25 protein-coding genes are annotated in these 25,967 nt (G+C 63.7%); 9 read left to right on the top strand and 16 right to left on the bottom strand.

The window, feature by feature from the left end; all coding sequences use genetic code 11:
* Nucleotides 1-48 precede the first annotated feature (48 nt).
* Nucleotides 49-447 (bottom strand): hypothetical protein, encoded by a 399-nt coding sequence (locus tag BKM74_RS18515; RefSeq protein WP_140056051.1) that lies wholly within the window; start codon nucleotides 445-447, stop codon nucleotides 49-51.
* Between the two features lie 212 nt (nucleotides 448-659).
* Here BKM74_RS18515 and BKM74_RS09305 point away from each other — a divergent pair, with 212 nt between their 5' ends.
* On the top strand, nucleotides 660-1,802 hold the full coding sequence (locus BKM74_RS09305; RefSeq protein ID WP_086465422.1) for a DUF4340 domain-containing protein: 1,143 nt from the start codon (nucleotides 660-662) through the stop codon (nucleotides 1,800-1,802).
* Between the two features lie 30 nt (nucleotides 1,803-1,832).
* Here BKM74_RS09305 and BKM74_RS18725 read toward each other — a convergent pair whose 3' ends face one another.
* The 9 genes from BKM74_RS18725 to BKM74_RS09265 all read right to left on the bottom strand — a co-directional run bounded on the left by BKM74_RS18725 (nucleotide 1,833) and on the right by BKM74_RS09265 (nucleotide 12,319).
* Complete coding sequence (locus BKM74_RS18725; RefSeq protein WP_176342466.1) at nucleotides 1,833-1,994, bottom strand: hypothetical protein; 162 nt, start codon at nucleotides 1,992-1,994, stop codon at nucleotides 1,833-1,835.
* Between the two features lie 19 nt (nucleotides 1,995-2,013).
* On the bottom strand, nucleotides 2,014-3,363 hold the full coding sequence (locus BKM74_RS09300) for a TRAP transporter large permease (RefSeq protein ID WP_086465421.1): 1,350 nt from the start codon (nucleotides 3,361-3,363) through the stop codon (nucleotides 2,014-2,016).
* Nucleotides 3,360-3,980 carry a TRAP transporter small permease subunit gene (locus BKM74_RS09295; RefSeq protein WP_086465420.1) on the bottom strand — a complete coding sequence of 207 codons (621 nt, stop codon included), beginning with the start codon at nucleotides 3,978-3,980 and terminating at the stop codon, nucleotides 3,360-3,362. Before BKM74_RS09295 ends, BKM74_RS09300 begins: the two co-directional genes overlap by 4 nt.
* A gap of 110 nt (nucleotides 3,981-4,090) precedes the next feature.
* Entirely contained in the window at nucleotides 4,091-5,239 is a 1,149-nt protein-coding gene (locus BKM74_RS09290) for a TRAP transporter substrate-binding protein (RefSeq protein ID WP_086465419.1), read from the bottom strand.
* Between the two features lie 237 nt (nucleotides 5,240-5,476).
* Nucleotides 5,477-6,361 carry an ABC transporter permease gene (locus tag BKM74_RS09285; protein ID WP_086465418.1) on the bottom strand — a complete coding sequence of 295 codons (885 nt, stop codon included), beginning with the start codon at nucleotides 6,359-6,361 and terminating at the stop codon, nucleotides 5,477-5,479.
* A complete protein-coding gene (locus BKM74_RS09280; protein ID WP_086465417.1) occupies nucleotides 6,361-7,302 on the bottom strand; it encodes an ABC transporter permease in 942 nt (313 codons plus the stop codon). Before BKM74_RS09280 ends, BKM74_RS09285 begins: the two co-directional genes overlap by 1 nt.
* A 50-nt stretch (nucleotides 7,303-7,352) precedes the next feature.
* A complete protein-coding gene (locus tag BKM74_RS09275; protein ID WP_245825881.1) occupies nucleotides 7,353-8,957 on the bottom strand; it encodes an ABC transporter substrate-binding protein in 1,605 nt (534 codons plus the stop codon).
* A 237-nt stretch (nucleotides 8,958-9,194) separates the two neighbouring features.
* Nucleotides 9,195-10,700 (bottom strand): M81 family metallopeptidase, encoded by a 1,506-nt coding sequence (locus BKM74_RS09270; RefSeq protein ID WP_086465415.1) that lies wholly within the window; start codon nucleotides 10,698-10,700, stop codon nucleotides 9,195-9,197.
* Between the two features lie 113 nt (nucleotides 10,701-10,813).
* Nucleotides 10,814-12,319, bottom strand: coding sequence for a M81 family metallopeptidase (locus BKM74_RS09265; RefSeq protein WP_086465414.1), 1,506 nt, complete (start codon nucleotides 12,317-12,319; stop codon nucleotides 10,814-10,816).
* 174 nt (nucleotides 12,320-12,493) lie between these two features.
* On the opposite strand from BKM74_RS09265, the gene BKM74_RS09260 reads away from it, so the two are divergent.
* Nucleotides 12,494-13,597, top strand: a complete 1,104-nt coding sequence (locus BKM74_RS09260) for a cis-3-hydroxy-L-proline dehydratase (RefSeq protein ID WP_086465413.1) — start codon at nucleotides 12,494-12,496, stop codon at nucleotides 13,595-13,597.
* On the opposite strand, the gene BKM74_RS09255 is transcribed toward BKM74_RS09260, so the two are convergent.
* Nucleotides 13,584-14,690, bottom strand: coding sequence for a putative glycolipid-binding domain-containing protein (locus tag BKM74_RS09255; RefSeq protein ID WP_245825880.1), 1,107 nt, complete (start codon nucleotides 14,688-14,690; stop codon nucleotides 13,584-13,586). The genes BKM74_RS09260 and BKM74_RS09255 overlap by 14 nt on opposite strands.
* A gap of 85 nt (nucleotides 14,691-14,775) precedes the next feature.
* Between BKM74_RS09255 and BKM74_RS09250 the strand changes: the two genes are divergently transcribed.
* A complete protein-coding gene (locus BKM74_RS09250) occupies nucleotides 14,776-15,621 on the top strand; it encodes a helix-turn-helix domain-containing protein (protein WP_086465412.1) in 846 nt (281 codons plus the stop codon).
* Here BKM74_RS09250 and BKM74_RS09245 read toward each other — a convergent pair.
* On the bottom strand, nucleotides 15,618-16,016 hold the full coding sequence (locus tag BKM74_RS09245) for a cyclic nucleotide-binding domain-containing protein (protein WP_086465411.1): 399 nt from the start codon (nucleotides 16,014-16,016) through the stop codon (nucleotides 15,618-15,620). The genes BKM74_RS09250 and BKM74_RS09245 overlap by 4 nt on opposite strands.
* A 216-nt stretch (nucleotides 16,017-16,232) precedes the next feature.
* Between BKM74_RS09245 and BKM74_RS09240 the strand changes: the two genes are divergently transcribed.
* Genes BKM74_RS09240 through BKM74_RS09215 form a run of 6 tightly spaced genes read left to right on the top strand, consistent with a single transcriptional unit; the run spans nucleotide 16,233 to nucleotide 23,013 of the window.
* Nucleotides 16,233-17,693 carry a cryptochrome/photolyase family protein gene (locus tag BKM74_RS09240; protein WP_176342465.1) on the top strand — a complete coding sequence of 487 codons (1,461 nt, stop codon included), beginning with the start codon at nucleotides 16,233-16,235 and terminating at the stop codon, nucleotides 17,691-17,693.
* The gene (locus tag BKM74_RS09235) at nucleotides 17,694-19,010 is read left to right on the top strand and encodes an NAD(P)/FAD-dependent oxidoreductase (RefSeq protein WP_086465409.1); all 1,317 of its coding nucleotides are present in this window, start codon (nucleotides 17,694-17,696) and stop codon (nucleotides 19,008-19,010) included.
* Nucleotides 19,010-19,852, top strand: a complete 843-nt coding sequence (locus BKM74_RS09230) for a DUF1365 domain-containing protein (RefSeq protein WP_245825879.1) — start codon at nucleotides 19,010-19,012, stop codon at nucleotides 19,850-19,852. The genes BKM74_RS09235 and BKM74_RS09230 overlap by 1 nt, the downstream gene beginning before the upstream one ends.
* On the top strand, nucleotides 19,849-21,090 hold the full coding sequence (locus tag BKM74_RS09225; protein WP_086465408.1) for an SAM-dependent methyltransferase: 1,242 nt from the start codon (nucleotides 19,849-19,851) through the stop codon (nucleotides 21,088-21,090). The genes BKM74_RS09230 and BKM74_RS09225 overlap by 4 nt, the downstream gene beginning before the upstream one ends.
* 3 nt (nucleotides 21,091-21,093) lie before the next feature.
* Entirely contained in the window at nucleotides 21,094-22,425 is a 1,332-nt protein-coding gene (locus BKM74_RS09220; protein WP_086465407.1) for an MFS transporter, read from the top strand.
* A 27-nt stretch (nucleotides 22,426-22,452) separates the two neighbouring features.
* On the top strand, nucleotides 22,453-23,013 hold the full coding sequence (locus BKM74_RS09215; protein ID WP_086465406.1) for a DUF3833 domain-containing protein: 561 nt from the start codon (nucleotides 22,453-22,455) through the stop codon (nucleotides 23,011-23,013).
* A gap of 4 nt (nucleotides 23,014-23,017) precedes the next feature.
* Here the strand turns inward: BKM74_RS09215 and BKM74_RS09210 are convergent, their stop codons facing one another.
* The 4 genes from BKM74_RS09210 to BKM74_RS09195 all read right to left on the bottom strand — a co-directional run bounded on the left by BKM74_RS09210 (nucleotide 23,018) and on the right by BKM74_RS09195 (nucleotide 25,963).
* Nucleotides 23,018-23,440 carry a nuclear transport factor 2 family protein gene (locus BKM74_RS09210; RefSeq protein ID WP_086465405.1) on the bottom strand — a complete coding sequence of 141 codons (423 nt, stop codon included), beginning with the start codon at nucleotides 23,438-23,440 and terminating at the stop codon, nucleotides 23,018-23,020.
* Nucleotides 23,437-24,204, bottom strand: a complete 768-nt coding sequence (locus BKM74_RS09205; RefSeq protein ID WP_086465404.1) for an SDR family NAD(P)-dependent oxidoreductase — start codon at nucleotides 24,202-24,204, stop codon at nucleotides 23,437-23,439. Before BKM74_RS09205 ends, BKM74_RS09210 begins: the two co-directional genes overlap by 4 nt.
* Nucleotides 24,191-24,898 carry a DUF6134 family protein gene (locus tag BKM74_RS09200; RefSeq protein WP_086465403.1) on the bottom strand — a complete coding sequence of 236 codons (708 nt, stop codon included), beginning with the start codon at nucleotides 24,896-24,898 and terminating at the stop codon, nucleotides 24,191-24,193. Before BKM74_RS09200 ends, BKM74_RS09205 begins: the two co-directional genes overlap by 14 nt.
* 90 nt (nucleotides 24,899-24,988) lie before the next feature.
* Nucleotides 24,989-25,963, bottom strand: a complete 975-nt coding sequence (locus BKM74_RS09195; protein WP_086465402.1) for a nickel/cobalt transporter — start codon at nucleotides 25,961-25,963, stop codon at nucleotides 24,989-24,991.
* Nucleotides 25,964-25,967: the final 4 nt, after the last annotated feature.

Here is a 25,967-nt window from a genome sequence, read left to right as displayed (position 1 = left end):
CAAGTTTGCACCGCAAAAACGCGGGAATCCGAAAAAAAGAAGCCGGCGTCAGCGGCGTAAATCCTGCAAGGCCGCCTGCTCCCTTATATCGACGTGAAACCCGTCGCTGTCCGATCGTCTCAGCACGGTATAGCGGACAATTCCCACGGTCCCGTCATGCAGGGTGCGGGCCGCGCAGTCACGCGCTTCAACGACATCTTCGGCCATCCGGCGTCGGTTCTCACGGTAGGAAACCACCTCGATCCCGGAAGCCTGCGCCGGCGAGTTCGTTGTCAGGGTTTTACGAATCTGCTGGCGCACCGCATCACTGCCGCAATCCGGCACCCCGGCATCGGGAAAACCGCCATACAGCGACCATGACAAACCGGCGACCAGAACCGCAGTGCCCAACAACCAGCCAAACCGGCGCCTTGGTGGGCGTTTGAAAAATATGCGCTTACGACTCATATACGATCCATAATTCAGTGCAAAAACACAGGTAAGGCGATGGTAAAAAATCGCCTACCGACAATCAACTCAACAAAAAATGGACACAATATGACGGCATTATGAGTTAGATATCTGCTTTGTAAGGATTAAAATATTCCGTTAACTGACTGAGTTACACAAAAGTAAAAACAGAATTTCTTTAATTTTTACCACCACCGCCCAGGAATGACATGAGTGACGGCAAGAACATGGACAGTGCGACCAAGAAAACCCCGACGAAATGGGTGAGCCCCATCAACCTGCTGATCGTGATCGCGGTCTTTGTCGTGATCGGCATGGTGGCGCTCGGCGCTAATCTGTTTATGGATCGCTCCATCGTCCAGACCGTTCAGCAACAGGATGAACAGCTGTTCCCGCGCCTGTCTGACAACCGCGCGGCCGTAAGCAGCATTGTCATCGAGCGCAGCGGCGACAGGCTGGAACTGACGCGTCAGGAAGATGGCCAGTGGGGGCTTGCCAACTGGGACGGTTATCCGGTCGATGAGAGCAAGATCGCCGGCCTGATCGACAGCTTTGCCGCCCTGCACGGCGCGCCGGCCAGCACGGAGAAAATCACCGCCGCCAATGTTCCTGATTTGCGCAATCAGAACACGGCAACGGCTGTGACCGTCCGCGACCGCGGGGGAAACGCCCTTGCCGACCTGCTGATCGGCGACACTGTCGCCACGCCGGGAGGCGCTGAAATCAACCGGACCTACGTCCAGCCCGGCGGTGAGGAACGCGCCTGGCTGTCCGCCAGGGAAATTGCCGTCCCCATCGATCTACCCGCCTGGACGACCTCCATCATCCTGGATATCGGCCCGGACCGTATTACATCGGCACGTCTGCGCGATGCCAACGGCAACAGTCTGGGCATCGAGCGCCAGGAGAATATGGAGCACCCTTTCAAGCCGACCGGCCTGCCTGAAGGCGCCCGTGTCTCGGAGGCCTGGCAGCTGACCCGGATGGCCGGTGCGCTGGAAAAGCTGCAGATCGTCGAGGCCCGCAAGGCAAATGACGCCACCCTGCCGCCGGACGCCGACAAGGTCGAGGCGGAGTTCGAAACGCTCGACGGGTTGCGCGTAAAACTGGCGATGGTCCGGCAGAATGATGTGAACTGGGCTGAAATCAAGGCGGAAGCCGACAGTGCGGGCGATGCGAAGCAGGAGGCAGATGCCATTAATGCCCGCACCGCCGGCTGGCACTTCCGCCTGCCCGACTTCGCCACCGAGGGCCTTGTCGCGACGACCGACGCGGTGATCGACAGGACGAGTCCCCGCCCCGCGGCCCCTGCTACGCCCCCCGGCACGGAACAACAGGCACCACGGCAGTAAGACCTCTTGGCGGCTTAAGGGTTAACGCCCTTACCGCCGCACAAGCTGCCGCCAGAAATCGTACACCACCAACGCGCAGCCAATGACTGCGACCACGATCAGCGCCGGCTGCTTCACCGACAGCGCGATGATGCCGATGAAGCCGATGAAGAAGGCCAGCGCGATCAGGCCGAGCAGACGGTCGAGAATCATGGCGTCCTCCTGACGGCCCTTAACGGCCATAGATCAGCTGGGGCAGCCAGTACACGATCTCAGGCACCGTGTAGAGCAGCACCATGGTGATGAAGACCATCGCCACATAAGGCAGCGAGCCACGGAAAATCTGCACCAGCTGCACATGGGGTGGAGCAATCCCCTTCAGATAATAGGCTGACATCGCCATCGGCGGCGTCAGGAAGGAGGTCTGCAGGTTCATCGCGATCAGGATGCCGAAGAACAGCGGATCAATATCGAACAGCGGCAGCAGCGGCAGGAAGATCGGCACGAAGATGATGATGATCTCCGACCATTCCAGCGGCCAGCCCAGCAGGAAGATGATGAGCTGCGCCATGATCAGGAACTGCAACGGCGTCAGATCCAGCCCCTTCACGAACTCGCTGACCACATGCTCGCCGCCGAGATAGGAGAACACCGAGGCGAACACCCAGGACCCCACGAACAGCCAGCACACCATCGCCGTCGTGCGGACCGTCAGATAGACCGATTCCTGCAGCCGCCTCCAGGTCAGCGCGCGATAGGCGACGGCCAGCAAAAGCCCGCCCAGCGCGCCGATCGCCGCCGCCTCCGACGGGGTGGCGAGACCGAACAGGATCGCCCCCAGCACGGAGAGAATCAGGAAAGCCAGCGGGAAGAAGGAGGTCACCAGCATCCACATCACCCGGCTGATCGGCACATCCTCCAGTTTCTCCGGCTTCGGCGCCAGCTTGGGTTGCAGCCAGGCGCGCACCAGGATGTAGATCAGATACATGCCGGCCAGCGCGAAGCCGGGCAGTAGCGCCCCGGCATAGAGCCGGACAATGGAGACGCCCGACGTCGCCGCATAGACGATCAGCATGATCGACGGCGGAATCAGGATGCCGAGCGTGCCGCCGGCGCAGATCACACCCGAGGCAAAGCTGGTGTCGTAGCGCGCCTTCAGCATGGCCGGAAAGGCGAGCAGCCCCATCAGTGTGACCACGGCCCCGACGATGCCGGTCGCGGTGGCGAACAGCGCGCAGGTGATCAGCGCCGCCACCGCCATCGAGCCCGGCACCCGGCGGGTCGCGACACTCAGCGTCTGGAACAGCCGATCGACGATGTTCGCCCGTTCGACGATATATCCCATGAACAGGAATAACGGGATCGCCGTCAGCACATCGTTCGACATCACCGAATAGGTCTGATTCACGAACAGATCGAAGATGCGGTTGTCGAACAGCGTCCGCATCCGCTCCGGGTCGAAATAGGCGTAGTAGCCAAACCCGATTCCCATCGCCATCAGCGTGAAGGCAATGGGGAAACCCAGCATGATGATGATGATGAAAATCCCCAGCATCATGATCGCAATGACGGGATCGCTCATGACCGCTCCACTTTCGGCGTGACCACATCGACGGCTTCGCTGCCATGGTGGAGGGCGGCGATCCCTTCTTTCTGCAAGACCGCCTCCAGCTCCTCGACATCGGATTCGCGCTCCGGCCAGGCGCCGCGCCGGATCGTCAGAATGCAGCGGAACACTTCCGCGATCCCCTGGATCGTCAGCAGCACCCCGGCGGCGATGATGACGCTCTTGAACTGATAGATCGGGATATTGGCCGGGCTCATGACGCTGACCTCAAGATAGCGCCAGGACCGGCTGGCGTACCTCCAGCCGGCGAAAATCAGCGCCAGGACACCGGGAAAGAAGAAGAAGAAATAGAGGACCAGCTCGATTTTCGCCTGGGTCGCCGGCTTCCAGAGCCGATAGACGAAGTCGCCCCGCACATGGCCATCACGCGACAATGTGTAAGCGCCCGCCATCATGAACATGGTGCCGTACATCATGTAGGTCAGATCGAACGCCCACACCGTGGGGGCGTTCAGGACATAGCGGACGAATACCTCGTATCCCACGCCCAGCGTCATGACCAGGACGCACCAGGCAAACGCCTTGCCGAACCAGGCCGAAAGCTTGTCGGCGAACCGAATGAACTGCTCCATCTAACCGCTCGCAATATATCCTTCGGGACAAGGGGCGCCGTCCCGCCCGGCGGCAGAAAAGCCCGGCCCGAAGGCCGGACTTTCCCTATCCGCGCTCTCGCGGCCAAGAATCAGAAGGTGATCTTGCCGGGATAGTAATGCTGGTAGGCCAGCTTGTAGTCCGGCGCGTTCATCAAATCGTAGAACACGACGCGCTCGCACCAGGCCTTCTGGCTGTCCACGACCTTCTTGAAATAGGGGTCGTTCATCAGCGGCGGCAGGATCTTGTCCCAGGCCGCCAGCTGCGCCTTCAGGACCGATTCCGGGGTGCGCTTCACAGTCACCCCATGGTCTTTCTGCAACTTCTCCAGATCCTGAGAATACTGGTGCATCGCCAGCGCATAGTTGGAGGTGCTGGCCGCCTCGACGGCATAGCGCAGGACCGCCTGCAGGTCCGGCGGCAGGCTCTCGAACTTGCGCTTGGAGAAGATGAACTCGAAGCTCTCGCTCGCCTGATGATAGGAGGACAGCATGTAGTTCTTCGCCACATCCTGCGAGCCGAAGCGCATGTCCGAGGTCGGGTTGTTGAACTCGAAGGCATCGATCACGCCGCGTTCCATCGCCGGCACGATTTCGCCGCCGGGCAGCTGCGCCACGCTGGCGCCCATCGCCTGGAACAGGTCGGCGGCAAGACCGACGGTACGGTATTTCAGGCCCTTGACCTGGCTCACATCGTCTATCGGCTTCTTGAACCAGCCGAAAGGCTGCGCCGGCATCGGGAAGCCCATGAAGCCAACGATGTCGAGGCCGAGAATATCCTGCGTCAGCTCACGATAAAATTCGTTGCCGCCGCCATGATACATCCAGGCGATCATCTGCGCCGCATTGGCGCCGAACACCGGGCCGGTGCCGAACAGCGAGGCCGCCTTGTTCTTGCCGTACCAGTAAACCGGCACCGAATGGGCCGCGTCCAGCACACCATCATGGCAGGCATCCTGCACCTGGAAGGCTCCGACGACCGCCCCTGCCGGCAGCAGATCGATCTTCAGCCGCCCGCCGGACATCGCCTCGACGCGCTCCACATACTGCTTGGCCATATCCTGGAAAATATCCGAGGACGGCCAGGAAGACTGCATCTTCAGGACGATCGGTGCCTGTGCCAGCACCGCCGGCGCAGCCAGACTGCCGACACCGGCAACGGCACCCGCCGTGGCGGCGGTGGCAACCGTCGTGTTCTTCAGAAAATTGCGACGCGAGGTCGCCTTCTTTACGCTTTCCATGTCTCATTCCTCCCTGTTTTATACGGTTGGCATGCAAACCAGCCGGCCCACCCTTTTTGGATGACATTGATTTTGTTATATTTTTTCTTGTTCGGCTTCTCCACCTTAACGGCAAGGCCTGTGACCAAGTGACATACCACTTCAGTAAGACTTGCCTAACTTGAGCGGCGCCATCAACAAAAAAACGCGGGGCCGAAGCCCCGCGCAGAAACAATTCCGTATTGTGGAAAATTGAGATCAGACCCTTTTCGCCAGTCTCGGGTCCAGCGTGTCGCGCAGCCCGTCGCCCAGGATGTTCACCGCGAGGACGGTCAGCGACAGGAAAATGCCCGGGAACAGGATGATCCAGGGGGCCAGTTGGAAATAGACCCGCCCCTCGGCCATGATGTTGCCCCAGGTTGGGATTTCCGGCGGAATGCCGGCGCCGAGGAAGCTGAGAATCGCCTCCGTCAGCATCGCCGAGGCGCAGATGTAGGTCCCCTGCACGATCAACGGGGCGAAGGTGTTCGGCATGACGTGGCGGATCAGGATCAGCGGCAGCGGCGTACCAATCGAGATTGCCGCCTCGACATAGGGCTCCTCGCGGATCGACAGCACGACCGAGCGTACCAGACGCACGACGCGCGGAATTTCCGGAATGGTGATCGCCACCATGACGGTCAGCAACGAGGCGCCGGACAGCGACACCAGGGCAATCGCCAGCAGGATGCCGGGGATCGCCATCAGGCCATCCATGATCCGCATGACGATGGCATCGATGATCCGGAAATAGCCGGAGATCAGGCCGACGAACAGACCGATCGCGATACTGAGCACGGCGGCGCCGATACCGATGATCAGCGAGATACGCGCGCCATAGATGATGCGGGAATAGATATCGCGCCCGAAAGCATCGGTGCCCAGGAACCAGTCGGTGAAAGGCTTCTTCAGGCGCGTCAGCGGGTCGAGATACACCGGATCGACCGTGCCCAGAAACGGCGCGAAGATGGCCACGAAGATCATGATCGACAGGATGACGCCCCCCAGGATCACACCCGGATTGCGCAGCGCCTGCCGGAAAATCGCCTGGGCGGGCTTGGCCGGCACCGCAGCGATTGGCACGTTTTCGGTTTGCACGGCCATCAGTATCGTATCCTCGGGTCAAACAGCGTGTAACTAAGATCGATAACCAGATTCACGATCACATAGACGAAGGCGAAGATCAGGATGATGCCCTGAATCACCGGATAATCCCGTGCCAGCACGGCATCGACGGTCAACCGGCCCAGCCCCGGCAGGTTGAACACGCTCTCGGTCACCACCACGCCGCTGATCAGCAGCGCGATGCCGATGCCGATGATGGTGACGATGGGCACCGCCGCGTTGCGCAGCGCATGCACCAGCAGCACCCGCTTCTCGGTCAGCCCCTTGGCCCGTGCGGTCCGGATATAGTCTTCGTCGAGAATTTCCAGCACGCTGGCCCGGGTGATGCGGGCGATCAGCGCGATATAGATGACGCTGAGTGTCAGAGTCGGCAGGATCAGCCGCTCGAAGAACGGCCAGAAGCCGCCGGAAATCGATCGATAGCCCTGCACCGGCAGCCAGCGCAGATTGATCGAGATGCCGTAGATCCAGATATAGCCCATCACGAAAACCGGAACCGAGAAGCCGATCACGGAGAAGATCATGATCGCCCGGTCGATCCAAGTACCGTGCTTCCAGGCCGCGATCACGCCCATCGGCACCGCGACCAGAACCGCGAAGATGATCGTTGTCGTGGCCAGTGCCAACGTCGGCTCCATCCGTTGCAGCACCATCGTTCCAACCGAGGTATTGGAGAGGATCGAGGTGCCGAGGTCACCCTGCAGCAACCGGATCAGCCAGTCGAAGAACTGGAGGTAGATCGGCTGGTTCAGCCCCAGGCGCTCCCTGATCGCTTCCAGCTCGGCGGGGGTCGCGGCGTCACCGGCAATGATCGCCGCCGGATCGCCCGGCGTCAGCCTGAGCAGCAGGAAGACGACGAGCGCCACCACCCCCATGACGGGGATGGTGGCCAGGATGCGCCGACTAATGAAAGCAAACATCGTCGGTTTTTCTTTTCTTCTGATTTTTCAAAATAAAGCCCTAGGCCGTTTTAGCCCTTGGTCTTTTCGATGTTCCAGAAGAACGGTGCCGGGCCGTCAAGCACGCCCTTCACCACGCCCTTGCGCCAGGCGCTGACGGTGAAGAACTGGCCCAGCGGCAGGTTCGGGATGGTCTGCCAGGCGCGCTTGTTCATCTCCTCGGCAAGCGCCTTCTGCTTTGCCGGATCGGTCTCGCGGGCGAACGCATCCTTCATCTTCTCCATCTCGGCATCCTCGTACCAGCCGAACCAGCCGCCCTTCTTGCCGCGGCCGTTCACGCCGAGATTGGCGACCGGATTCATCAGGTCCGGACCGACCCAGGTGGTGATGAACACGTTCCAGCCGCCCTGCGCGACCGGGTCCTGCTTTGCGCGGCGGCCGACCAGGGTCTGCCAGTCCATCGCCGCCAGATCGACCTTGAAGCCGGCCTGACGCATCGCCTGGGCGACGATCGGCGGATGGCTGGACAGGGTGGCGACATCGGTCGGGTGCATGATGAGCACCGGCGTGCCGTCATAGCCCGCTTCCTTCAGCAGCGCCTTCGCCTTGTCGATGTTGCCGACCATCATGCCTTCGGAGCCGGCCTCGGTGCCATAGGGCGTGCCGCAGACGAACTGCGACTTGCAGAGATTGTAGTATTTCTCGTTGTCGCCCATCATGCCGACCATCACATCCTTCTGATTGATGGCGTAGGCCATGGCCTGAAGGATCTTCGGGTTGTTGAAGGGCGGATGCAGATGGTTCGGGCGCAGCATGACCATGCTGCCCAGCTCGTTGATGCTGCGCATCTCGATGCCGTCATCGGCCTCTAGCAGCGGCAGCAGGTCGGTCGGCGGGTTCTCGATATAGTCGATCTCGCCGCTGATGAGCGCGTTCGCCGCCGTCATGTGATCCGGCATGGTCACCCACTCGACGCGATCGACCTTGACGATCTTGCCGCCAGCGGCCCAGCTGGCCGGCTCGGAACGCGGCTTGTAATCGCCGAACTTGGAATAGACCGCCTTCACGCCCGGCTGGAATTCCGCCTTCACCCAGGTGAAGGGGCCGGACCCGATCTGCTCCGGCATCGGCTCGGAGGGCGGCGTCTCGGCCAGCTTCTTCGGCACGATGAAGGGCACGTTGGAGCTGGGCTTGGACAGCGAGGCCATCACCAGGCCGTAGGGCTCCTTCAAGACGATGTCGAAGCTCTTGTCGCTGGTGGCCTTCATTTCCTTCACGAAGTCCATCAGCTTCTGGCCCATGCCGTCGCGCTTGCCCCAGCGCTGCAGCGAGGCCACGGCATCCTCGGCCTTGACCGGCGCGCCGTCATGGAACTTCAGCCCGTCGCGCAGGGTGATGGTGTAGGTCAGCCCATCGGCGCTGACCTTGTAGCCCTCGGCCATCTGCGGGGTGATTTCCTGCTTCTCGTTCAGCGCGAAAAGCGTGTCGTAGATCATGTAGCCATGATTACGCGACATGTAGGCCGTGGTCATGATCGGGTCGAGCACGCGCAGGCTGGAATGCTTGACCACGCGCAGGACCGACTCGGCCGAGACCGGGGCGGCGTTCGCCAGCAGCATCGGCGCGCTCAGCGCGATGGCGGCGCAAGCCCCCTTCAGCATGTGATGGAGTTTCATTGTCTCGTGTCCTTTCCTGTTCAACTTTTTTTAGCTATCGCGGCTTTGCCGGATCGACGCTTCCCCGCCACTAAGGCGAAAACCGTGCCAACTCAGCGATGTCGCGATTTTTTTATAAGTAACTGTTTTTATTAGATAAGCCGTACTCCTTTTAGCAATTGCAACAGCTTCTGCCTGTTTCTTGCCCGTGTCAGGCATGGGCCTGCCCTCATACGAGGCAGATCACCATCAACTGCATCACTGTTGGGCAGTCGATGGCAAGAGCGTATCGTCGTTCATCCGGTCCAACGGGTAAATAGGCCGCCGCAGCCGGGTGAAGGTGAGGATGCTGTTATCCGATGTCGTCACCCCGTGACCGTCACAGGTGATCGTCGCCTTGCCCAGACCGGCGAAACCCGCGCGATAATGGATGCGGCTCTTCAGCACCAGATAGCGCTTGTGCTCCGGCTCGATCCCGACGGAGCGGAACACGCCGGTATCCCAAGGCTCGTGATGGCGCGACACGATGACGATCTGGACCTTGCCGGTATCCAGCACCGCCGTCGGCCCCATCTGCACCGTCACACCGGTGTACATCGGCCCGTGCACCACCCATTCGCCGTCAGTCAGGGTCTTCACCTTGCCGGTGATTTCCAGCGGCTCGCCCTTTAGGTCGATCGACGGCATGTCGGTCTTGCCGCCCAGCCGGATGGTCACCGTGGCACCGACTCCGGCCCTGGCCATTTCCTGCACCGCCGCCGAGTCCCAGACCGCGGCGACGGCGACATCCTCCAGCCCCTGGCGCATCACCTCGGCGATCACCGTCATCACATCCTGCGTGCCGCCGGAGCCGGTATTGTCGGCATGGTCGAGCAGCAGCACCGGACCTTCCGTCAGGGTCTTGGCGCGGGCGACCGCCTGCTCCAGCGGTTCATGCTGGTAGATGAAACTCTCGCGCGCCTTCCAGGCCGCCGCGCCGATCTCGTCACAGACGGCCTGCGCCTGCGCCGCATCGCCATCGGTCACGGTGATGACAGAGGTGCCGGCATCGCGGATATCGGCCATCGGAAACCCGCCGAACACGCTCGCCGCCAGGACACCCGGCTTCGCCTCGGCCGCGCGCGTCATGGCGATCAGCGACTTCATCGGCTCGTCGTCGGTGCCCTGTCTCAGGGTCTGGGACAGCAACGGCAGGCTGCGCCAGGCCATCACCGGCCGGCACTTGCCCGCCATGCTGTCCAGCACGATGCGGCCGACCTGCTCGGCCACCTCGTACATATCGACATGCGGATAGGTCTTGTAGCCGATCAGCGCGGTGCAGTTATCGACCATGCGCTGCGTCAGGTTGGTATGCAGGTCGAGCGTGACGGCAATCGGCACATCGGGCGCGATCTTGCGGATGCGGGCGAGCAACTCGCCTTCGCCATCCTCATGATCGACCGTGACCATGGCGCCATGCAGATCGAGCAGCACGCCGTCGCAGCCCTTGGCGACCGCCTCGCAGATGGCGCCGGCCATGCGTTCATAGGCGTCGCGTTCGACCGGGCCGGAGGGCATCGCCTCCGCCGCCATCGGGATGGTGAAATCGGCGCCGCGCTCGCGCGCCAGCTTCATATAGGCGCCCAGCGGCATTGCCGTCTTCTCGAAATTCTTGCGGGCTTCCTCGCCGGTGAAGGCACCCCAGGCCTGGAACCGCGCCCAGTCGGTACGCAGCGGAGAGAAGGTGTTGGTCTCGTGCTTCATCATGCCGAGAACGAGACGCATCCCTTGGACCTCCTGTTTTTTCGCCAGTTGGAAAATGAAGACTGCCCGCTCCGCCGGCCCGGCACAATATTGTACGCGCGCGAATGGTTACGCCGGCAGGTTGTAAGCAACCGTTACCGGCCGGCCTTCGGCTCGTTGAGAATATCGAGCGGATAGATCGGCCGCCGGACATGCTTGAATTCAAGCTGGTTGTAATCCGAAGTGCAGACACCGACGCCGGCGCATTCCACCACATCCTTCATGATCGGCTTGAAACCGGCGCGCCAGTGCACCCGGCTCTTCAGGCACAGATAGCGCTTGGCCAGCGGGTCGATGCCCAGGCTGTAGAAGCAGTTGAGGTCGTTCGGCTCCTGATGGCGGGAGATGACGACGATCTCCACCTTGCCGGTATCGAACACGGCGGTCGGCCCCATATCGTTCAGGATGCCGGTGCCCATCGGCCCACGGTTGCGGAACTCGCCATTGGTCAGCACGCGCACCGTGCCGGTCACCTCCAGCGGTTCGCTGATGGCATCGGCGGCCAGCAGCGGCATCTTGATCTTGCCGCCCAGCTTCAGCGTCAGCTTGGCACCGATGCCGGCCTTGATCATCTGCTGCACGGCTTCGGGATCGTGGATCGCAAAGAAGGCGACATTCTCCAGCCCCTGCCGGATGATCTCCCCCAATACGGCGGTGGTGTCCATCGTGCCGCCAGAGGCCGCATTGTCGAAATGGTCGAGCAGCACCACCGGCCCGTCATTCATCTTCTTGGCGCGCGCCACCGACTCGCCCAGCGGCTCCAGCTTGTAGACGAAAGCCTCGCGCTCGTCCCAGGCGAAGTCCAGCAGCTCGTCCAGATATTTCTGCGCCAGTGCCTTGTCGCCATCGGTCACCACCACCGCCGACAGGCCGGCATTGTGGATGTCGGCATGCGGGAAGCCGGTGAACAAGGTCGCCGCCAGCGCGCCGCCGGTGGTCTCCATCTCATGGGCGCGGATCTGCAGTTCCTTGTTCGGGAAATCGTCGGTGCCCTGGCGCATCACATGCGGCAGCATCGGCCGGTTGCCCCAGGCCATGACCGGATTGGCCTTGCCCTTCAGCTTGGCGATCACCGGCAGCGCCGCGCGCGTGCCGGTCTCATAGACGTCGATATGCGGATAGGTCTGATAGCCGGCCACCGAGGTCGCGTTATCGACAATCTCGGCATAGAGGTTGGTGTGCATATCCAGTGCCACGGCGATGGGCGTGTCGGGCGCGATCTGGCGCAGCATCTTGATCAGCTGGCCCTCACCATCCTCGAAGCTCTCGGTCACCATCGCGCCATGCAGGTCGAGCAGGATGGCGTCGTATTTCCGCGCCTTCGCCGCCGCGATGATCTTGCCGGTCATGTAGTTGTAGGCATCATCCTGCACCGGGCCGGAGGGCCAGGCCTGGCCGGCAACCGGAATGTCGTAGGTGGCGCCCTCTTTCTCCGCGATGTCGATGAAGGCAGCCAGCGCACTCTGCGTGCCGCGATAGGCCGCAACGGCGTCCTGGCCTTCCGGTGGCGTGCCGCGGCCGCGGGCAAAGCGCTCCAGCGGTGTGGGTACCGGGGAGAAGGTGTTCGTCTCGTGTTTCATCATGGCGAGCAAGAAATGCATCGAAACGAATCCCCATTCAGTTGTTTTGTTTTTTCAGACAGGCCGATATGCAAACTTCCTTTACAAGTCCCGTCAAGCCCTCCCGTGCTAAATCACTAAAGTTGTATGGAATCCCGCTGACTCAGGGGTTAGTGTTCCGTTTCATAAGAAGCCGGCCAGCGGAGGATGCGCGCCATGAGGATCACCCGGATATCCGCTTACCAGATCGATCTGCCGCTGCATGAAGGCAGCTACAAATGGGCGGATGGCAAATCCGTGGAGGTGTTCGATTCGACCGTGGTCGCCATCGAGACCGACGAAGGCATCACCGGTCATGGCGAGGTCTGCCCGCTCGGGCCGGCCTATCTGCCGGCCTATGCCAATGGCGCGCGTACCGGCATCAAGGAACTGGCGCCAGGGCTGATCGGGCTGGACCCGCGTGACCTCGGCACCATCAACCGGGTGATGGACCAGGCGATGCGCGGGCACCCTTACGTGAAATCGCCGCTCGACATCGCCTGCTGGGACATTCTGGGCCAGGCAACGGGACTGCCGGTGGTGACTCTGCTCGGTGGCCGCTGCGGCGAGGATGTCCTGCTCTATCGCGCGATCTCGCAGGACACGCCCGAGGCGATGGCGGCCAATGTGGCCGGCTACCGGGCGGAGGGCTATACCAAATTCCAGCTGAAGGTCGGCGGCGACGCGGATACCGACATCGCGCGCATCCATGCTGTCGCCGAGAAGCTGCTGCCCGGCGATGTGCTGATTGCCGATGCCAATACCGGCTGGCTGATGCATGAGGCGGCGCGCGTGGTCGAGGGGGTGCGCGATGTCGATGTCTATATCGAGCAGCCCTGCCCATCCTACGAGGAATGCCTGGCGATCCGCCGCCGCACGCCGAAGCCCTTCATCCTGGACGAGGTGATCGACGGGCTACCCGCCGTGCTGCGCGGCGCGTCGGACCTCGCCATGGACGTCATCAACCTGAAGATTTCCAAGGTCGGTGGGCTGACCAGGGCGCGGCAGATCCGCGATCTCTGCCTGTCGCTCGGCATTGCCATGACCATCGAGGACACCTGGGGCGGCGACATCACCACCGCCGCCATCGCCCATCTCGCCCATTCGACGCCGGCCGATTTCCTGTTCTCGGCGACGGACTTCAACTCCTATGTCACTGTCTCCCTGGCGGAAGGGGCGCCGCAACGCCAGCACGGCCGGATGAGCGCCTCGACCGCCCCGGGGCTGGGCGTGATACCGCGCATGGAGGTGCTGGGAGCGCCGGTGTTCAGCGTGGGGTGATCCGCAGCAGCCGGAATTCGGCATCCAGCCGCCAGCTGCCGTCCTCCTGCTGGCTCTCGCCGCGCCAGACGAAGCTATCCGGCGTGATGTCGTTGAAGCTCCAGCGCGCCGGGTGGCCATATTCCTCGCCTTCCAGCACGATCCGGCCATCCGTCAGGCGGCCGGACAGCCGGTTCAGCACGCCGGTCACCGGGTTCAGCCAGAGGATGCGCCAGGTCTCGCCATCCCCATCGAGCCAGCGCAGCGTGGTGCTGTAGCGGTCGCGGACCGGCAGGTCGCCGCCCTCTCGTTCACCACGGGGCGGGGCGATCCAGATATCCTGGATGACCCGGCCCTCCAGTGCCCAGCTGAACCACCATTCGCCCTCGCCGGTGCGTGCCGTGCCATCCTCGGCATAGTCGAACACTTCGGCACGCCAGCCGCCGATCACCCAGTCGAAAGCCTTCGCCGCCTCCCCCAGTTCCGGCGACGGGCCGGACGAGAAGAGGGCAGCGGCCAGCACATGGGTCAGTCCGCGCGCCGGCGCGCCATCGGCGATGCGCGTCCAGATGCTTTCGTAATCGATGGGGAACCCGTCCTCATCGACTTCCAGCACCGCCTTGAAGTCACTGTCCAGATTGCGGTAGCGGTAACGCCGCTCCGCCAGCCGGTCATAGGCCTGCGGCGCCGCCGTCACAATCATCTCCGGAAACCGCACCCAGGCGGCACGGATTTCCGTTGTCTCCCCGATGGCAGGACGCAGCCGGTTCACCGGCAGCGCATTGGTCGAAGGGCTCACGCCCAGATCGATATCGGTGCAGCCGGCAAGATCCGGGGCGGCCGCGCCGTTCAGCCGCCAGTTGCCCGTGCCGTCATGCAGCAAGGTCAGGCTCTGCGTTGCGCCCTCGAAATCCTGACTGACCTCGACCCGCCTTGTGATCCAGCCGGCATCGCACTGCAGCCGGTATTCGACGCGCAAAGGGGCGCCCTTCTCCGCCAGCAGCACGGTGCCGGCGATTTCGATTCCCGAATCGTCACGGCGAACGGTGGCCTGTTCCATGCTGTTGCCGTCCCAGTCGCGCCGCCACATCAGGGTCCGCATCTTCGGTGTCATTCGCTGCCTCCATGACTTTGGTATGGCTGGACCCTAGCGCCCGACACGCGCGCGTTTCTTGGGGATTATTGCTATAATTTCGCCCATGAGCATCGCCCCTGCCATCGATCAGGACAAGGTCACCCAGAGCTTCCTCGCCGAGGGCTCCGGCTGGAGCGTCAGCGACGTGATCTGCCGCTGCGGACCTGAGGACAAACCCTATGAGGAACAGCACGGCCCGGCGGTGATCGCTGCCGTGCTGTCGGGCAATTTCGTCTATCGCTCGGACCGGGGCAGCACGCTGATGGCAGCGGGATCGCTGATGCTGGGGAATGAAGGCGCCTGCTATTCCTGCGGGCATGAACATGGCGCCGGCGACCGCTGCCTTGCCTTCCATTTCGCACCGGAATTCATGGCGGAGGTCGCAGGCGCTCTGCCCGGCGTAAAACATATCGATTTCCCGCAGCACCGGCTGCCACCCGTGACGGCCTTGTCGCCGCTGTTCGCGGCGGCGGAAGCCGCGCTGTCGGAGCAGGATGCACTGGCATTGGAGGAGCTGGCGCTGCGGATGGCCGGCGCGGCCTTGCGCCTCAGCCATGCCGACGCGGCGTCACCGGAACGGACGCGCGATCTCGCCCGCATCGCAACCGCCGCGCGGCTGATCGAGGCGCACCATCCCGAACCGCTATCGGTCGCCGATATCGCCGCCGCGGTCGGCCTCAGCCGCTATCACTTCCTGCGCCGGTTCAGCACCGTGCTTGGGGTCACACCCTATCAATATCTGCTGAACCGCCGACTGCGGGCGGCCGCCCGCGCCTTGCGCGAGGACCGCATGAGCGTGCTGGACGCGGCGCTATCGGCCGGATTCGGCGATCTGTCGGAATTCACCCGGCGCTTCCGCCGCACCTTCGGCCAGACGCCAGCTTCCTGGCGACGCGGCAAGATGGTCTAGTTCCAGCGCCCCATTTCGGCATCGCGGTGCAGATGGTCGGCCAGCATCATGTTGGTGGCGTAGAGCCGCTTCATCAGTACTTTCAGCAGCGCCTTCACGCCCGGCTCGCAGCTTTCCAGCAGCCGATCCATGACCTGCTCGTTGATCGTCGAGCAGACGGTGAGTTCCAGCGCCCGCACCGAGGCCTGGCGCGGCCCCTTGGCGATCAGCGCCATCTCGCCGATGATCTCGCCGGGACCGAGATCGGCCAGCACCGTCTCCGCCTCGTTGCGGCCGACAAAGACTTCCACCCGGCCGGATTCGATGAGGTAGGCGTGACTGCCCAGCTCACCCTCCCGGAACAGCAGCGCGCCGGCATAAAACACCCGACGGTCGAGAATCTTGGGCTTGGCCATCCTGCCTCCGCTGTGTTTTCGCAGCTGGCATGCTCCGAAACAGCCTGTTTATCGCGCAGCGCACGCCCGCCGTGCAAATCAATAAAATGTTATTCATCTTTCACTGCGGCTTCATTCGGGCAGCATCTATTTCTGCTTCCGGAATGATCCGCCGCCCGGCGCGGTACGTAAAACTTACAGAATTCCAAGATGATCGAAGATTTTACAGCAAGCAAGATGGCACGAGACAGCGATAGGCCCGTTCTCCTCTGGTTTCGCCAGGATCTGCGTCTTGCAGATAATCCGGCGCTGTGCGCGGCCATGGCCAGCGGCCAGCCGGTCCTGCCCGTCTATATCCTGGATGATGAGACGCCCGGCACCTGGCGGACCGGCGATGCTGCACGCTGGTGGCTGCACCACAGCCTGACGGCGCTGTCCCGCGACCTTGACGCGCTGGGCCTGCCGCTTGTCCTGCGGTGCGGCGATTCACGGCAGATCATCTCCGATCTCGTCAGCGAAACCGGTGCTGCGGCGGTGTACTGGAACCGCTGCTACGAGCCATTCGCCCGCAAGCGGGACGAGACCATCAAGGCCGCGCTGAAACGCGATGGGATCGCGGCGCGCAGCTTCAATTCGGCCCTGCTGCACGAACCCTGGACCGTCGAGAACAAGGCCGGCGAGCCGTTCCGCGTCTATTCCGCCTTCTGGCGCGCCTGTCTTGCCAAGGACGGACCGGAAGCGCCGCTGCCCACCCCGGAAGCACTGGAATCCACACCTGCCCCTGCGCCCCAAGGCGACAGGCTGGCGGATTGGGCGCTGCTGCCCACCGCACCGAACTGGGCCAGGAGCTTCGAGGCCGCATGGACACCCGGCGAGGCTGGCGCGCGCGACCGGCTGACCGGCTTTCTCGACGCTGCGGTGAACCGCTACAAGGCAGAACGCGACCGGCCGGATATCGAGGCGACCTCGCGGCTGTCGCCACATCTGCATTTCGGCGAGATCGGCCCCCGCCAGATCTGGCACGCGACCCGCGCCGACATTGCCGCTCACGACCTTAACGAGGCCAGCGCCGAGAAATTCCTGTCCGAGGTTGGCTGGCGCGAATTCGCCCATCACCTGCTCTATCACAACGACACCCTGCCGGATCATCCGTTGCGCCCGGAATTCGCGGACTTCCCCTGGCACGAGAACGGCGACGCGCTGGCCGCCTGGCAGCGCGGCCGCACTGGCTTCCCCATCGTCGATGCCGGCATGCGGGAGCTGTGGGCGACCGGCTGGATGCACAACCGGGTGCGCATGATCGTCGCCTCCTTCCTGGTGAAGGATCTGCTGATCCCCTGGCAGGAAGGCGAGGCCTGGTTCTGGGACACGCTGGTCGATGCCGATCTCGCCAACAATGCCGCAAGCTGGCAATGGGTCGCCGGCTGCGGCGCGGATGCGGCACCCTATTTCCGCATCTTCAACCCGGTGCTGCAGGGCGAGAAATTCGACCCGGACGGCGCCTATGTCCGGCGCTGGGTGCCGGAGCTGGCGAAAATGCCGGCCTCCCATATCCACAAGCCCTGGCTCGCCCCCGACGATGTGATGCGTCAGGCCGGCGTGACGCTCGGCGAGACCTACCCCACCCCCATCGTGGATCACGGCACGGCGCGCGACCGCGCGCTCGACGCCTTCTCCCGCATCAAGAAAGCGGCCTGAATGAGACTTGCGATCGTCGGCAGCGGCATTTCCGGCATGGGTGCCGCATGGCTGCTGCACCAGCAGCACGAGATCACAATCTATGAGAAGGAAAACCGGATCGGCGGCCACGCCAATACGGTGGAGGCCGATGTCGGCGGCCGGACGATCCCGGTCGATACTGGTTTCATCGTGTTCAACGACCGCAACTACCCGAACCTGCGCGGCCTGTTCGGGCAGATCGACGTGCCCTATCAGAACAGCGAGATGTCCTTCGCCGTTTCTATCGATGACGGACGCCTGGAATATGGCGGCGGCAGTATCCCGCAGCTTTTCGCGCAGAAGCGCAACCTGCTGCGCCCGCGCTTCGGCCGCATGGTCCATGACATTCTGCGCTTCTTCCGTGAAGCGCCGGCGCTGCTGGAGGGCGATCCCGGCACGCTGTCGCTGGGTGAGTATCTGAAGCGCAACCGCTATTCCGACGGCTTCCTGTACGACCATCTGCTGCCGATGGCCGCCGCCATCTGGTCCTGCCCGGTGGAGACCATGCTGGAGTTCCCGGCCGCCAGCTTCGCGCGCTTCTTTCACAATCACGGTCTGATGTCGGTGAATGACCGGCCGCAATGGATGACGGTCACCGGCGGCAGCCGTGAATATGTGCGGCGCCTGACATCCCCCTTCGCCGACCGGTTCCGCCTCGGCAATGCGGCGGTATCGGTACGGCGCGTGCCCGGCGGCGTGATGGTACGCGGTTCCGACGGCGAGGAAACGCTGTACGACCAGGTGATCCTGGCCTGCCATGCCGACCAGTCGCTGGCTCTGCTGCAGGATTCCGACGCCGCCGAGCGCGACATTATGGGCCGGTGTCGCTACCAGCCGAACGAGGCGGTGCTACACTGCGATCCTGCCCTGATGCCGAAGCGCCGCGCTGTCTGGTCGAGCTGGAACTATCTGGCCGAGGGCGAGGCCTATGACCGCGAGGTGGCCGTCACCTACTGGATGAACCTGCTGCAGGGCATCGATCCCGCCCATCCGCTGTTTGTCACGCTGAACCCGATCCGCCAGCCCGATCCGGCAAAGGTTTTCGCGCGGATATCCTACAGCCATCCGGTATTCGACGGTCCGGCCATACAGGCACAGAAGGAGATGAACCATATCCAGGGGACGCGCGGCCTTTGGTTCTGCGGCGCCTGGGGCGGTTACGGTTTCCACGAAGATGGGTTAAAATCGGGCATTGCCGTCGCATTGGCGCTGGGTGCCGATGTGCCGTGGCAGACCGACGTGAAGCCCGCCGGTCAGCCCGCAACCGCTGCCAAACCGCTGCTGGCAGGCGACTGATGAACAACCAGATGACGCCAGATACGGCCTGGAAATCCTGCCTCTATCGCGGGCGGGTGACGCACAGCCGGCTGACGCCGTTCCGGCACAAATTCCATTACCGGGTCTTCTCGCTGCTGGTCGATCTGGACGAGTTGCCGGTGCTCGATGCCGGGCTGCGGCTGTTCTCCTACAATCGCGCGAATCTGCTCAGCTTCCATGACCGCGACCATGGCCCGCGCGACGGCAGCGCGCTACGCCCCTGGGTCGAGCACCATCTGGCCGCCGCCGGCATCGATATTGATGGCGGACGAATCTCGCTGCTCTGCTTTCCGCGCCTCATGGGCTTCGCCTTCAATCCGCTGTCGATCTATTACTGCCGCGACCGCCAGGACCGGCTGGCGGCGATCCTCTACGAGGTGAAGAACACCTTCGGCCAGCAGCATGGCTATCTGCTGCCCGTCCCAGCGGGCCGGCAGCCCGGCGCACCGATCCTGCAGCGCCACGACAAGGGCTTCTATGTCTCGCCCTTCCTGCCGATGGAATGCCGCTACCGCTTCCGGCTGAACGAGCCGGACGAGAGCCTGTCCATCCTGATCCGCCAGGACGAGGCTGGCCCCGACGGAAAGCCGCTGCTGGCCGCCACCCACAATGCGCAGCGTGCGGCACTTACCGACGCCACGCTTCTGAGTGCCTTCGCCCGCCACCCGCTGATGACCCTGAAAGTGGTCGCCGGCATCCATTGGGAGGCGCTGCGTCTGTGGCGCAAGGGCGCGCGGTTCCATTCCCGCCCCACGCCGCCCCTGGAAGAAGTTTCGATCTGGTCCGACCCCGCCCTCGCAAACGGGAGACATGACAAGTGAGCGACGCGACCCTGACCATCGATGGCCGCACCTGGATCGCCCAGACACGGCGCCGCCCGGACCGCAGCCTGACACGCTGGATGTGGCTTGGCCTGAAGATGCTGCGCAACCTCAGCCACGGCACGCTGATCGTCGTGCTGCCGGACGGCAGGCGGTTCCGTTTCGACAGCCCGCATGACGGGCCGGAGGCAACCATCCTGGTGCGTGACCAGCGCATGGCGCGGCGCTGGTTCATGGGCGGCAGCGTCGGCTGGTCGGAATCCTACCTCGATGGCGAATGGGACAGCCCCGATCCCGCCCGGGTGGTGGAGCTGTTCTCCGCCAACATCACCGCGCTGGAACAGCATATTGACGGCAATTGGTGGAGCCGCCTGGCCGGCCGCGCGCTGCACGCGCTGAACCGCAACAACCGGCGCGGCAGCCAGCGCAACATCGCCTATCACTACGATCTGGGGAATGAGTTCTACCGGCGCTGGCTCGACCCTTCGATGACCTATTCCGCGGCGGTGTTCGAGAGCGGCCAGCAGGATCTGGAAGCCGCCCAGCGTGCCAAGTACCGTCGCATCTGCACCCTGCTGGACGCCAAACCCGGCCAGCATGTGCTGGAGATCGGCTGCGGCTGGGGCGGGTTCGCGGAAATGGCGGCCGGCGAGTTCGGCCTGAAGGTCACCGGCATCACCCTGTCGCAAGAGCAGCATGCCTACGCCACCGAGCGGATGGCCCGCGCCGGCCTTTCCGACCGCGTGGAACTGCGCCTGCAGGATTACCGCGATGTGGCGGAACGCTACGACCGCATCGCCTCCATTGAAATGTTCGAGGCGGTGGGCGAACGTTACTGGCCGGTCTTCTTCGACAAGGTGAAATCCTGCCTCAAGGAGGATGGCAGGGCGGCGATGCAGGTCATCACCATCGCCGACGACCGGTTCGAGGCCTATCGCAGCTCCCCCGACTTCATCCAGCGCTATATCTTTCCCGGCGGCATGCTGCCGTCAGACAGCATCCTGCGCGGGCTGGTGCGCGATGCCGGCATGGTGCTGACCCAGGATGACGGCTTCGGGCTGGATTATGCCCGTACGCTGCGCCACTGGAGCGACGCCTTCAAGACCGCCTGGCCGGACATCCGTGAACTGGGCTTCGACGAGCGTTTCCAGCGCATGTGGGAATTCTATCTGCACTATTGCGAGGGCGGGTTCCGGTCCGGCAGCATCGACGTGCGCCAGATCGCCTTCAAACGCTAGCGCATGGAGCAATCCCTCCCCGATCATCGGCCCCTCGCGCGCCGGCTGCTGGCCGCCTATGGTCTGCCCGGCCTGCCGATGGCGGCGCTGGGATTGCCGCTGTTCATCTACCTGCCGACCTTCTACGCCGCCGATCTGGGGCTGAACCTCACGGCGGTGGGCGCGGTGCTGCTGCTGGCCCGGCTGTGGGATGGGGTAACCGACCCGGCGATCGGCGTGCTCAGCGACCGCACCGTCAGCCGATGGGGCCGCCGCCGTCCCTGGATGATCGCCGGCCTGCCGGTCACGCTGCTCGCCATGTGGATGCTGTTCGTGCCGCCGCAGGGTGCCGGCATCGCGCATCTGCTGGGCTGGTCGATGCTGCTCTATCTCGGCTGGACGATGATCTCCCTGCCGCATTCCGCCTGGGGGGCGGAGCTGTCGCCCGATTATCATGAACGTTCCCGCATCACCGCCTCGCGCGAGCTGTTCGTCGTGCTGGGAACACTGATCGCCGCCGGCCTGCCGGCGCTGGTCGAGGGCGGCAACGCCGCTGTGCTCAAGGTGCTTGCTCTCACCCTGCTGATCGCCCTGCCGCTGACCATCCTTCTGGCCTGTGCCGCCGTGGGTGAACCGCCGCGCCCCGCGCCGCGTACAAGTAACTGGAGGCTGGCAATCAGGGTGCTGGCCGCGAACAGACCCTTCCGCCGGCTGATCGTGGCCTATCTGCTGAATGGCATCGCAAACGGCCTGCCGGCAACACTTGTACTTTTATTCGCGGCCCAGGTGCTTCAACTGGGCGAATTGAGCGGCCTGTTCCTGACGGTGTATTTCGGATGCGGCATTCTCTCCATACCAGTTTGGATCGCGGCCAGCCGCAAGCTGGAGAAGCACCGCGCCTGGTGTATGGCGATGCTGCTGAACTGCCTGTTCTTCGCGCCGGTGCCCTTTCTGGGTGCGGGCGACATGGCGGGGTTCCTGGCGATCTGCGTGCTGACCGGCCTGTGCCTGGGTGCCGATCTCGCCCTGCCGCCCTCGATGCAGGCCGATGTGGTGGATATCGACACGGCCGAGAGCGGGGCGCACCGCGCCGGCCTGTATTTCGCGCTGTGGGGCGTGGCGACGAAGCTGGCGCTGGCGCTGGCCGTGGGCATCGCTTTCCCGATCCTCGACCTGTTCGGCTTTCAGGCGGCGAGCGGCAGCGTGAACGACCCGGCCGCGCTGACAACCCTGGCCGCGCTCTACGCCATTGCCCCGATCCTGTTCAAGCTGGCCGCCATCGCGCTGATGTGGGGCTATCCGATCGGCGCAGCCGAGCATGCGGCGGTGAAACGCCGGATCGAGACCGTGCCATGAACCCCATCACCTTCGGGAGGACCACCGATGTTCCGCGCCGCAGCGACGCTACTGGCTGCCGCTCTTCTGCTGGGAGGATGCAGCACCATGAAGCCTGAGGATTTCGCCGGCTCCGAGCCGAAGCTGACCGTCGAGGAGTATTTCATCGGCAAGAGCCGCGCCTGGGGCATTTTCCAGGACCGGTTCGGCACGCTGAAGCGCAGCTTCACGGTCGATATCGAAGGCCGGCAGGAAGGCGACGAGTTCGTCCTCACCGAGGATTTCCTCTATGATGATGGCGAGACCGACCGCCGCGTCTGGCGCATCCGCAAGCTGGACGAGCACCGCTATGAAGGAAGGGCCGATGATGTGGTCGGCACCGCAACCGGCATCGCCTACGGCAAGGCGCTGAACTGGCGTTACGATTTCGACCTGAAGGTGGGTGAACGCACGATCCGCGTGCATTTCGACGACTGGATGTTCCGCCAGGACGAGAAGGTGATGGTAAACCGCGCCACGGTCAGCAAGTTCGGCATCGAGCTGGGCGAGGTGACCCTGTTCTTCCTGCGCGAGAACGGCAAGCAGAGCGCCTCCCTGGCGGCGGAGTGAGAGGCTACACCGCCAGCTTCCGCCTGATCCACCGCAGCAGTGTGCCGATGACCGGCAGGCGCTCATAGAGCTGCGATGCTGCATCCCAATGGTCGATATGCGCGGCCACCAGACCGTTGGCCAGGAAGCGCACCTCGCTCATCCCCTCGATGGTCCAGATGTCCGCCACGCCCTTGCGGCGGAAGCTGAACCGCCAGCGATAAAACGCCGTATCGCCGTCGATGGCGGTGCGCAATATGGTGAAACGCGGCTGGTCCACCGTCTCGAACATATGCCGGAAGACCGCGCGATACCCCTCGATGCCGGTCACGTCGTTGAATGGATCGACGAAGCGGACATCGGGTGCCACGATCCCGTCCAGCCGGTCCAGGCTGTCTGGCGCGATGGTTTCGAAAAAGCGGCCATAGGCCGCGACGGCATCTTTCACTGCTTGGTCGCCCGGCTGATCATCGGGAAATACAGAGCATAGGGCAGGCAGCGCAGGAATTTCAGCATCCAGGTGAAACGCTTCGGAAAGCTGACCTCGAAACCGTTCCCGTCCAGACCGCGAATCAGCGCAGCGGCCGCATCCTCCGGTTCCATCAGGAATGGCATGGGAAACGGATTTTTGTCGGTCAGCGGCGTGCGCACGAAGCCGGGATTGACGATCTGCAGCTTTATTCCCAGCCGGTCGCATTCCGGCTTCAGCGATTCCGCCATATTGATGAGCCCGGCCTTGGTCGCCCCATAGGCGGCAGAGGTCGGCAGCCCGCGATAGCCGGCGACCGAGGCGACGATGGCGATGTGCCCCTGCCCGCGCGCCCTGAAACGGGAGAGCAACGGCTCTAGGCAGTTTGCCGTCCCCATCAGGTTCAGCTCGACGAGCGTGCGCACCGTATCGACGTTGAAATCGCCGGCGCTGATAGGCTCATGCGTGCCGGCATTCAGCAGCGCCAGGTCGATAGGGCCCTGCTCCGCCTCGATGCGGGCGACGGTATCGGCAACCGCCTGCCGGTCGGTGACGTCCAGTTCGTAGGGCAGGATGCACCCTTCCGGCGCTTCCCCCGCCAGCGCCTTCAGCTTGTCCGCCGAGCGCGCGCTGACCGCCACCCGGTCGCCACGCGCGGCAAGCTGCAGGGCGACTTCACGGCCCAGCCCGTAGCTGGCGCCGGTGATCCAGACCAGCCGGCCGCCAGGTTTATCGCTGTTCATTCTGGGCCATCATCACATAACGGCTGGCGGGCTCGCCCGCCGGCACATCTTCCAGGCTGAAATTCCAGGGCGCATCGGCGGGCATCTCCCGGCGGGTATAGAGCACTTCCTTGCCACGCCCGTCGAAGCTGCCGCCGACCCAGCGCCCGTCATCGTAGCAGAGCTGCATGGTCAACTCGCCGGTCATATCGTAACAGCCCTCGCGTCCGGCCACCGCAGTCATCTCGACATCGCGCAGAATACCCTTCTGCGTGTCCAGCAGACGGCCCTGGCGGACAGTCGCATAGCGCCAGTAATCCGAGGGGAAGATATCCGTCGGCGCCATGATCCGGCCATCGACACCCAGGACGGTCAGACCGCCCTCTCCAGCCCCTTCCCCCTGCCGGGCAAGGACGGCGTAATAATCGCCATCATCATTGGTCCGGGTCTCGACGCTCACCACCTTGCCGGCCTCGAGCACCGTGCGGTTGCGATGGGTGTAGCGGTACAGCGCAATGGGGCCGAATTTCAGTTCGAAGTCGATCATCACCTCGACAATGGCCCGGTCGCCATCGCGTGCAATGCGCAAACGCTGCCAGCCCAGCGGATCGCCGCCGCGCGTCACCTCGAAATCGATGCGCTCAACCATGGGTTCGGCGCGCGCGACAGTGGTCGCAGCCAGAAAGATGGCAGCGGCGGCAAGAAGGCGTTTCATGTCAACCAGTCCTTGTCCCGTTGCGGATCAATTGACCTTTCTACGCAAGGGATGCCGGAACGGATGCCTCGGCAGGACAGAATGGGGGGATCAGAACATCCCGCCGCGCTGCAACGTCGCCAGCAGGAACAGCAGGCCGAAGCCGGAAATCGCCAGCGACCCGGCAACGCCGAGGCCGCGATGCAGCCGGTCGCGCCAGACTGACTCCGCACCGCCGCCGAACGCCAGCGCGGCCTTGCGGCCATAGACGCTGGCCGTGGCCAGCGCCGCGACCGTCATCGCCGTGCCCAGCGCCATCGCAAAGGTTGCGGCAATGCCCAGCAGGAACATCCCGTTGGCCAGCGTGAACAACAGCACCAGCACGGCACCGCTGCATGGCCGGATGCCGACCGCCGCCGCCATCGCCCAGAAGCGCCGCAGGCCGCGCCGGGCCGCTGTCTCGTGGTCTTGGTCGTGGTCATGATGGTGGGTGTGGTCGTGGGCATGGTCATGCTGATGGCCATGCCCGATGCCATGATCATGGTCGCAGCTCTCGCCCTTCCAGGCGCGCACTGCCAGCCACAGGCCGATCAGGATGACGAGGCTGAAACTGACGATCTCCAGCACCCGCACCTGCTCGCCAACGGCAAAGCGCGACGCGCCCAGCAGCACCGCCAGCACCACCACCAGCAATATGGCGCTCAGCCCCTGCACCAGCGAGGAGGCGAAGGCGAGTGCGATGCCGCGCTTCAGGCGGCTGTCATGCCCGACCAGATAGGCGGAGATCACGGCCTTGCCATGCCCCGGTCCGGCAGCATGGAAGATGCCGTACAGGAAAGAGACGCCGATCAACGTCAGCGCCGGCCACAACGCGTCACCCTGCCGCACGGCGCGCACCAGTGCCGCCATCTCGCGATGCAATTCCGACTGCCAGCGCGCGATCTGTGCCAGCACGCCCGAAAAGAATCCGGGCTCCCCCGCCGGTGCGGCCGCCGGGCCCGCCAATGGTGATTGCGCCAGCGCGTCTGGAATAGCGCAGGCAAGAAGCATCAGCAGGCACAGCCCGCAAACGGCGGCGATGCGCATGAAA

This window comes from Oceanibaculum nanhaiense (genome assembly GCF_002148795.1).
In the GTDB taxonomy this organism is placed as follows: Bacteria; Pseudomonadota; Alphaproteobacteria; order Oceanibaculales; family Oceanibaculaceae; genus Oceanibaculum; species Oceanibaculum nanhaiense.
The sequence above is the reverse complement of the archived record's forward strand: the minus strand, read 5'-3'. Positions and strand labels throughout refer to the sequence as shown.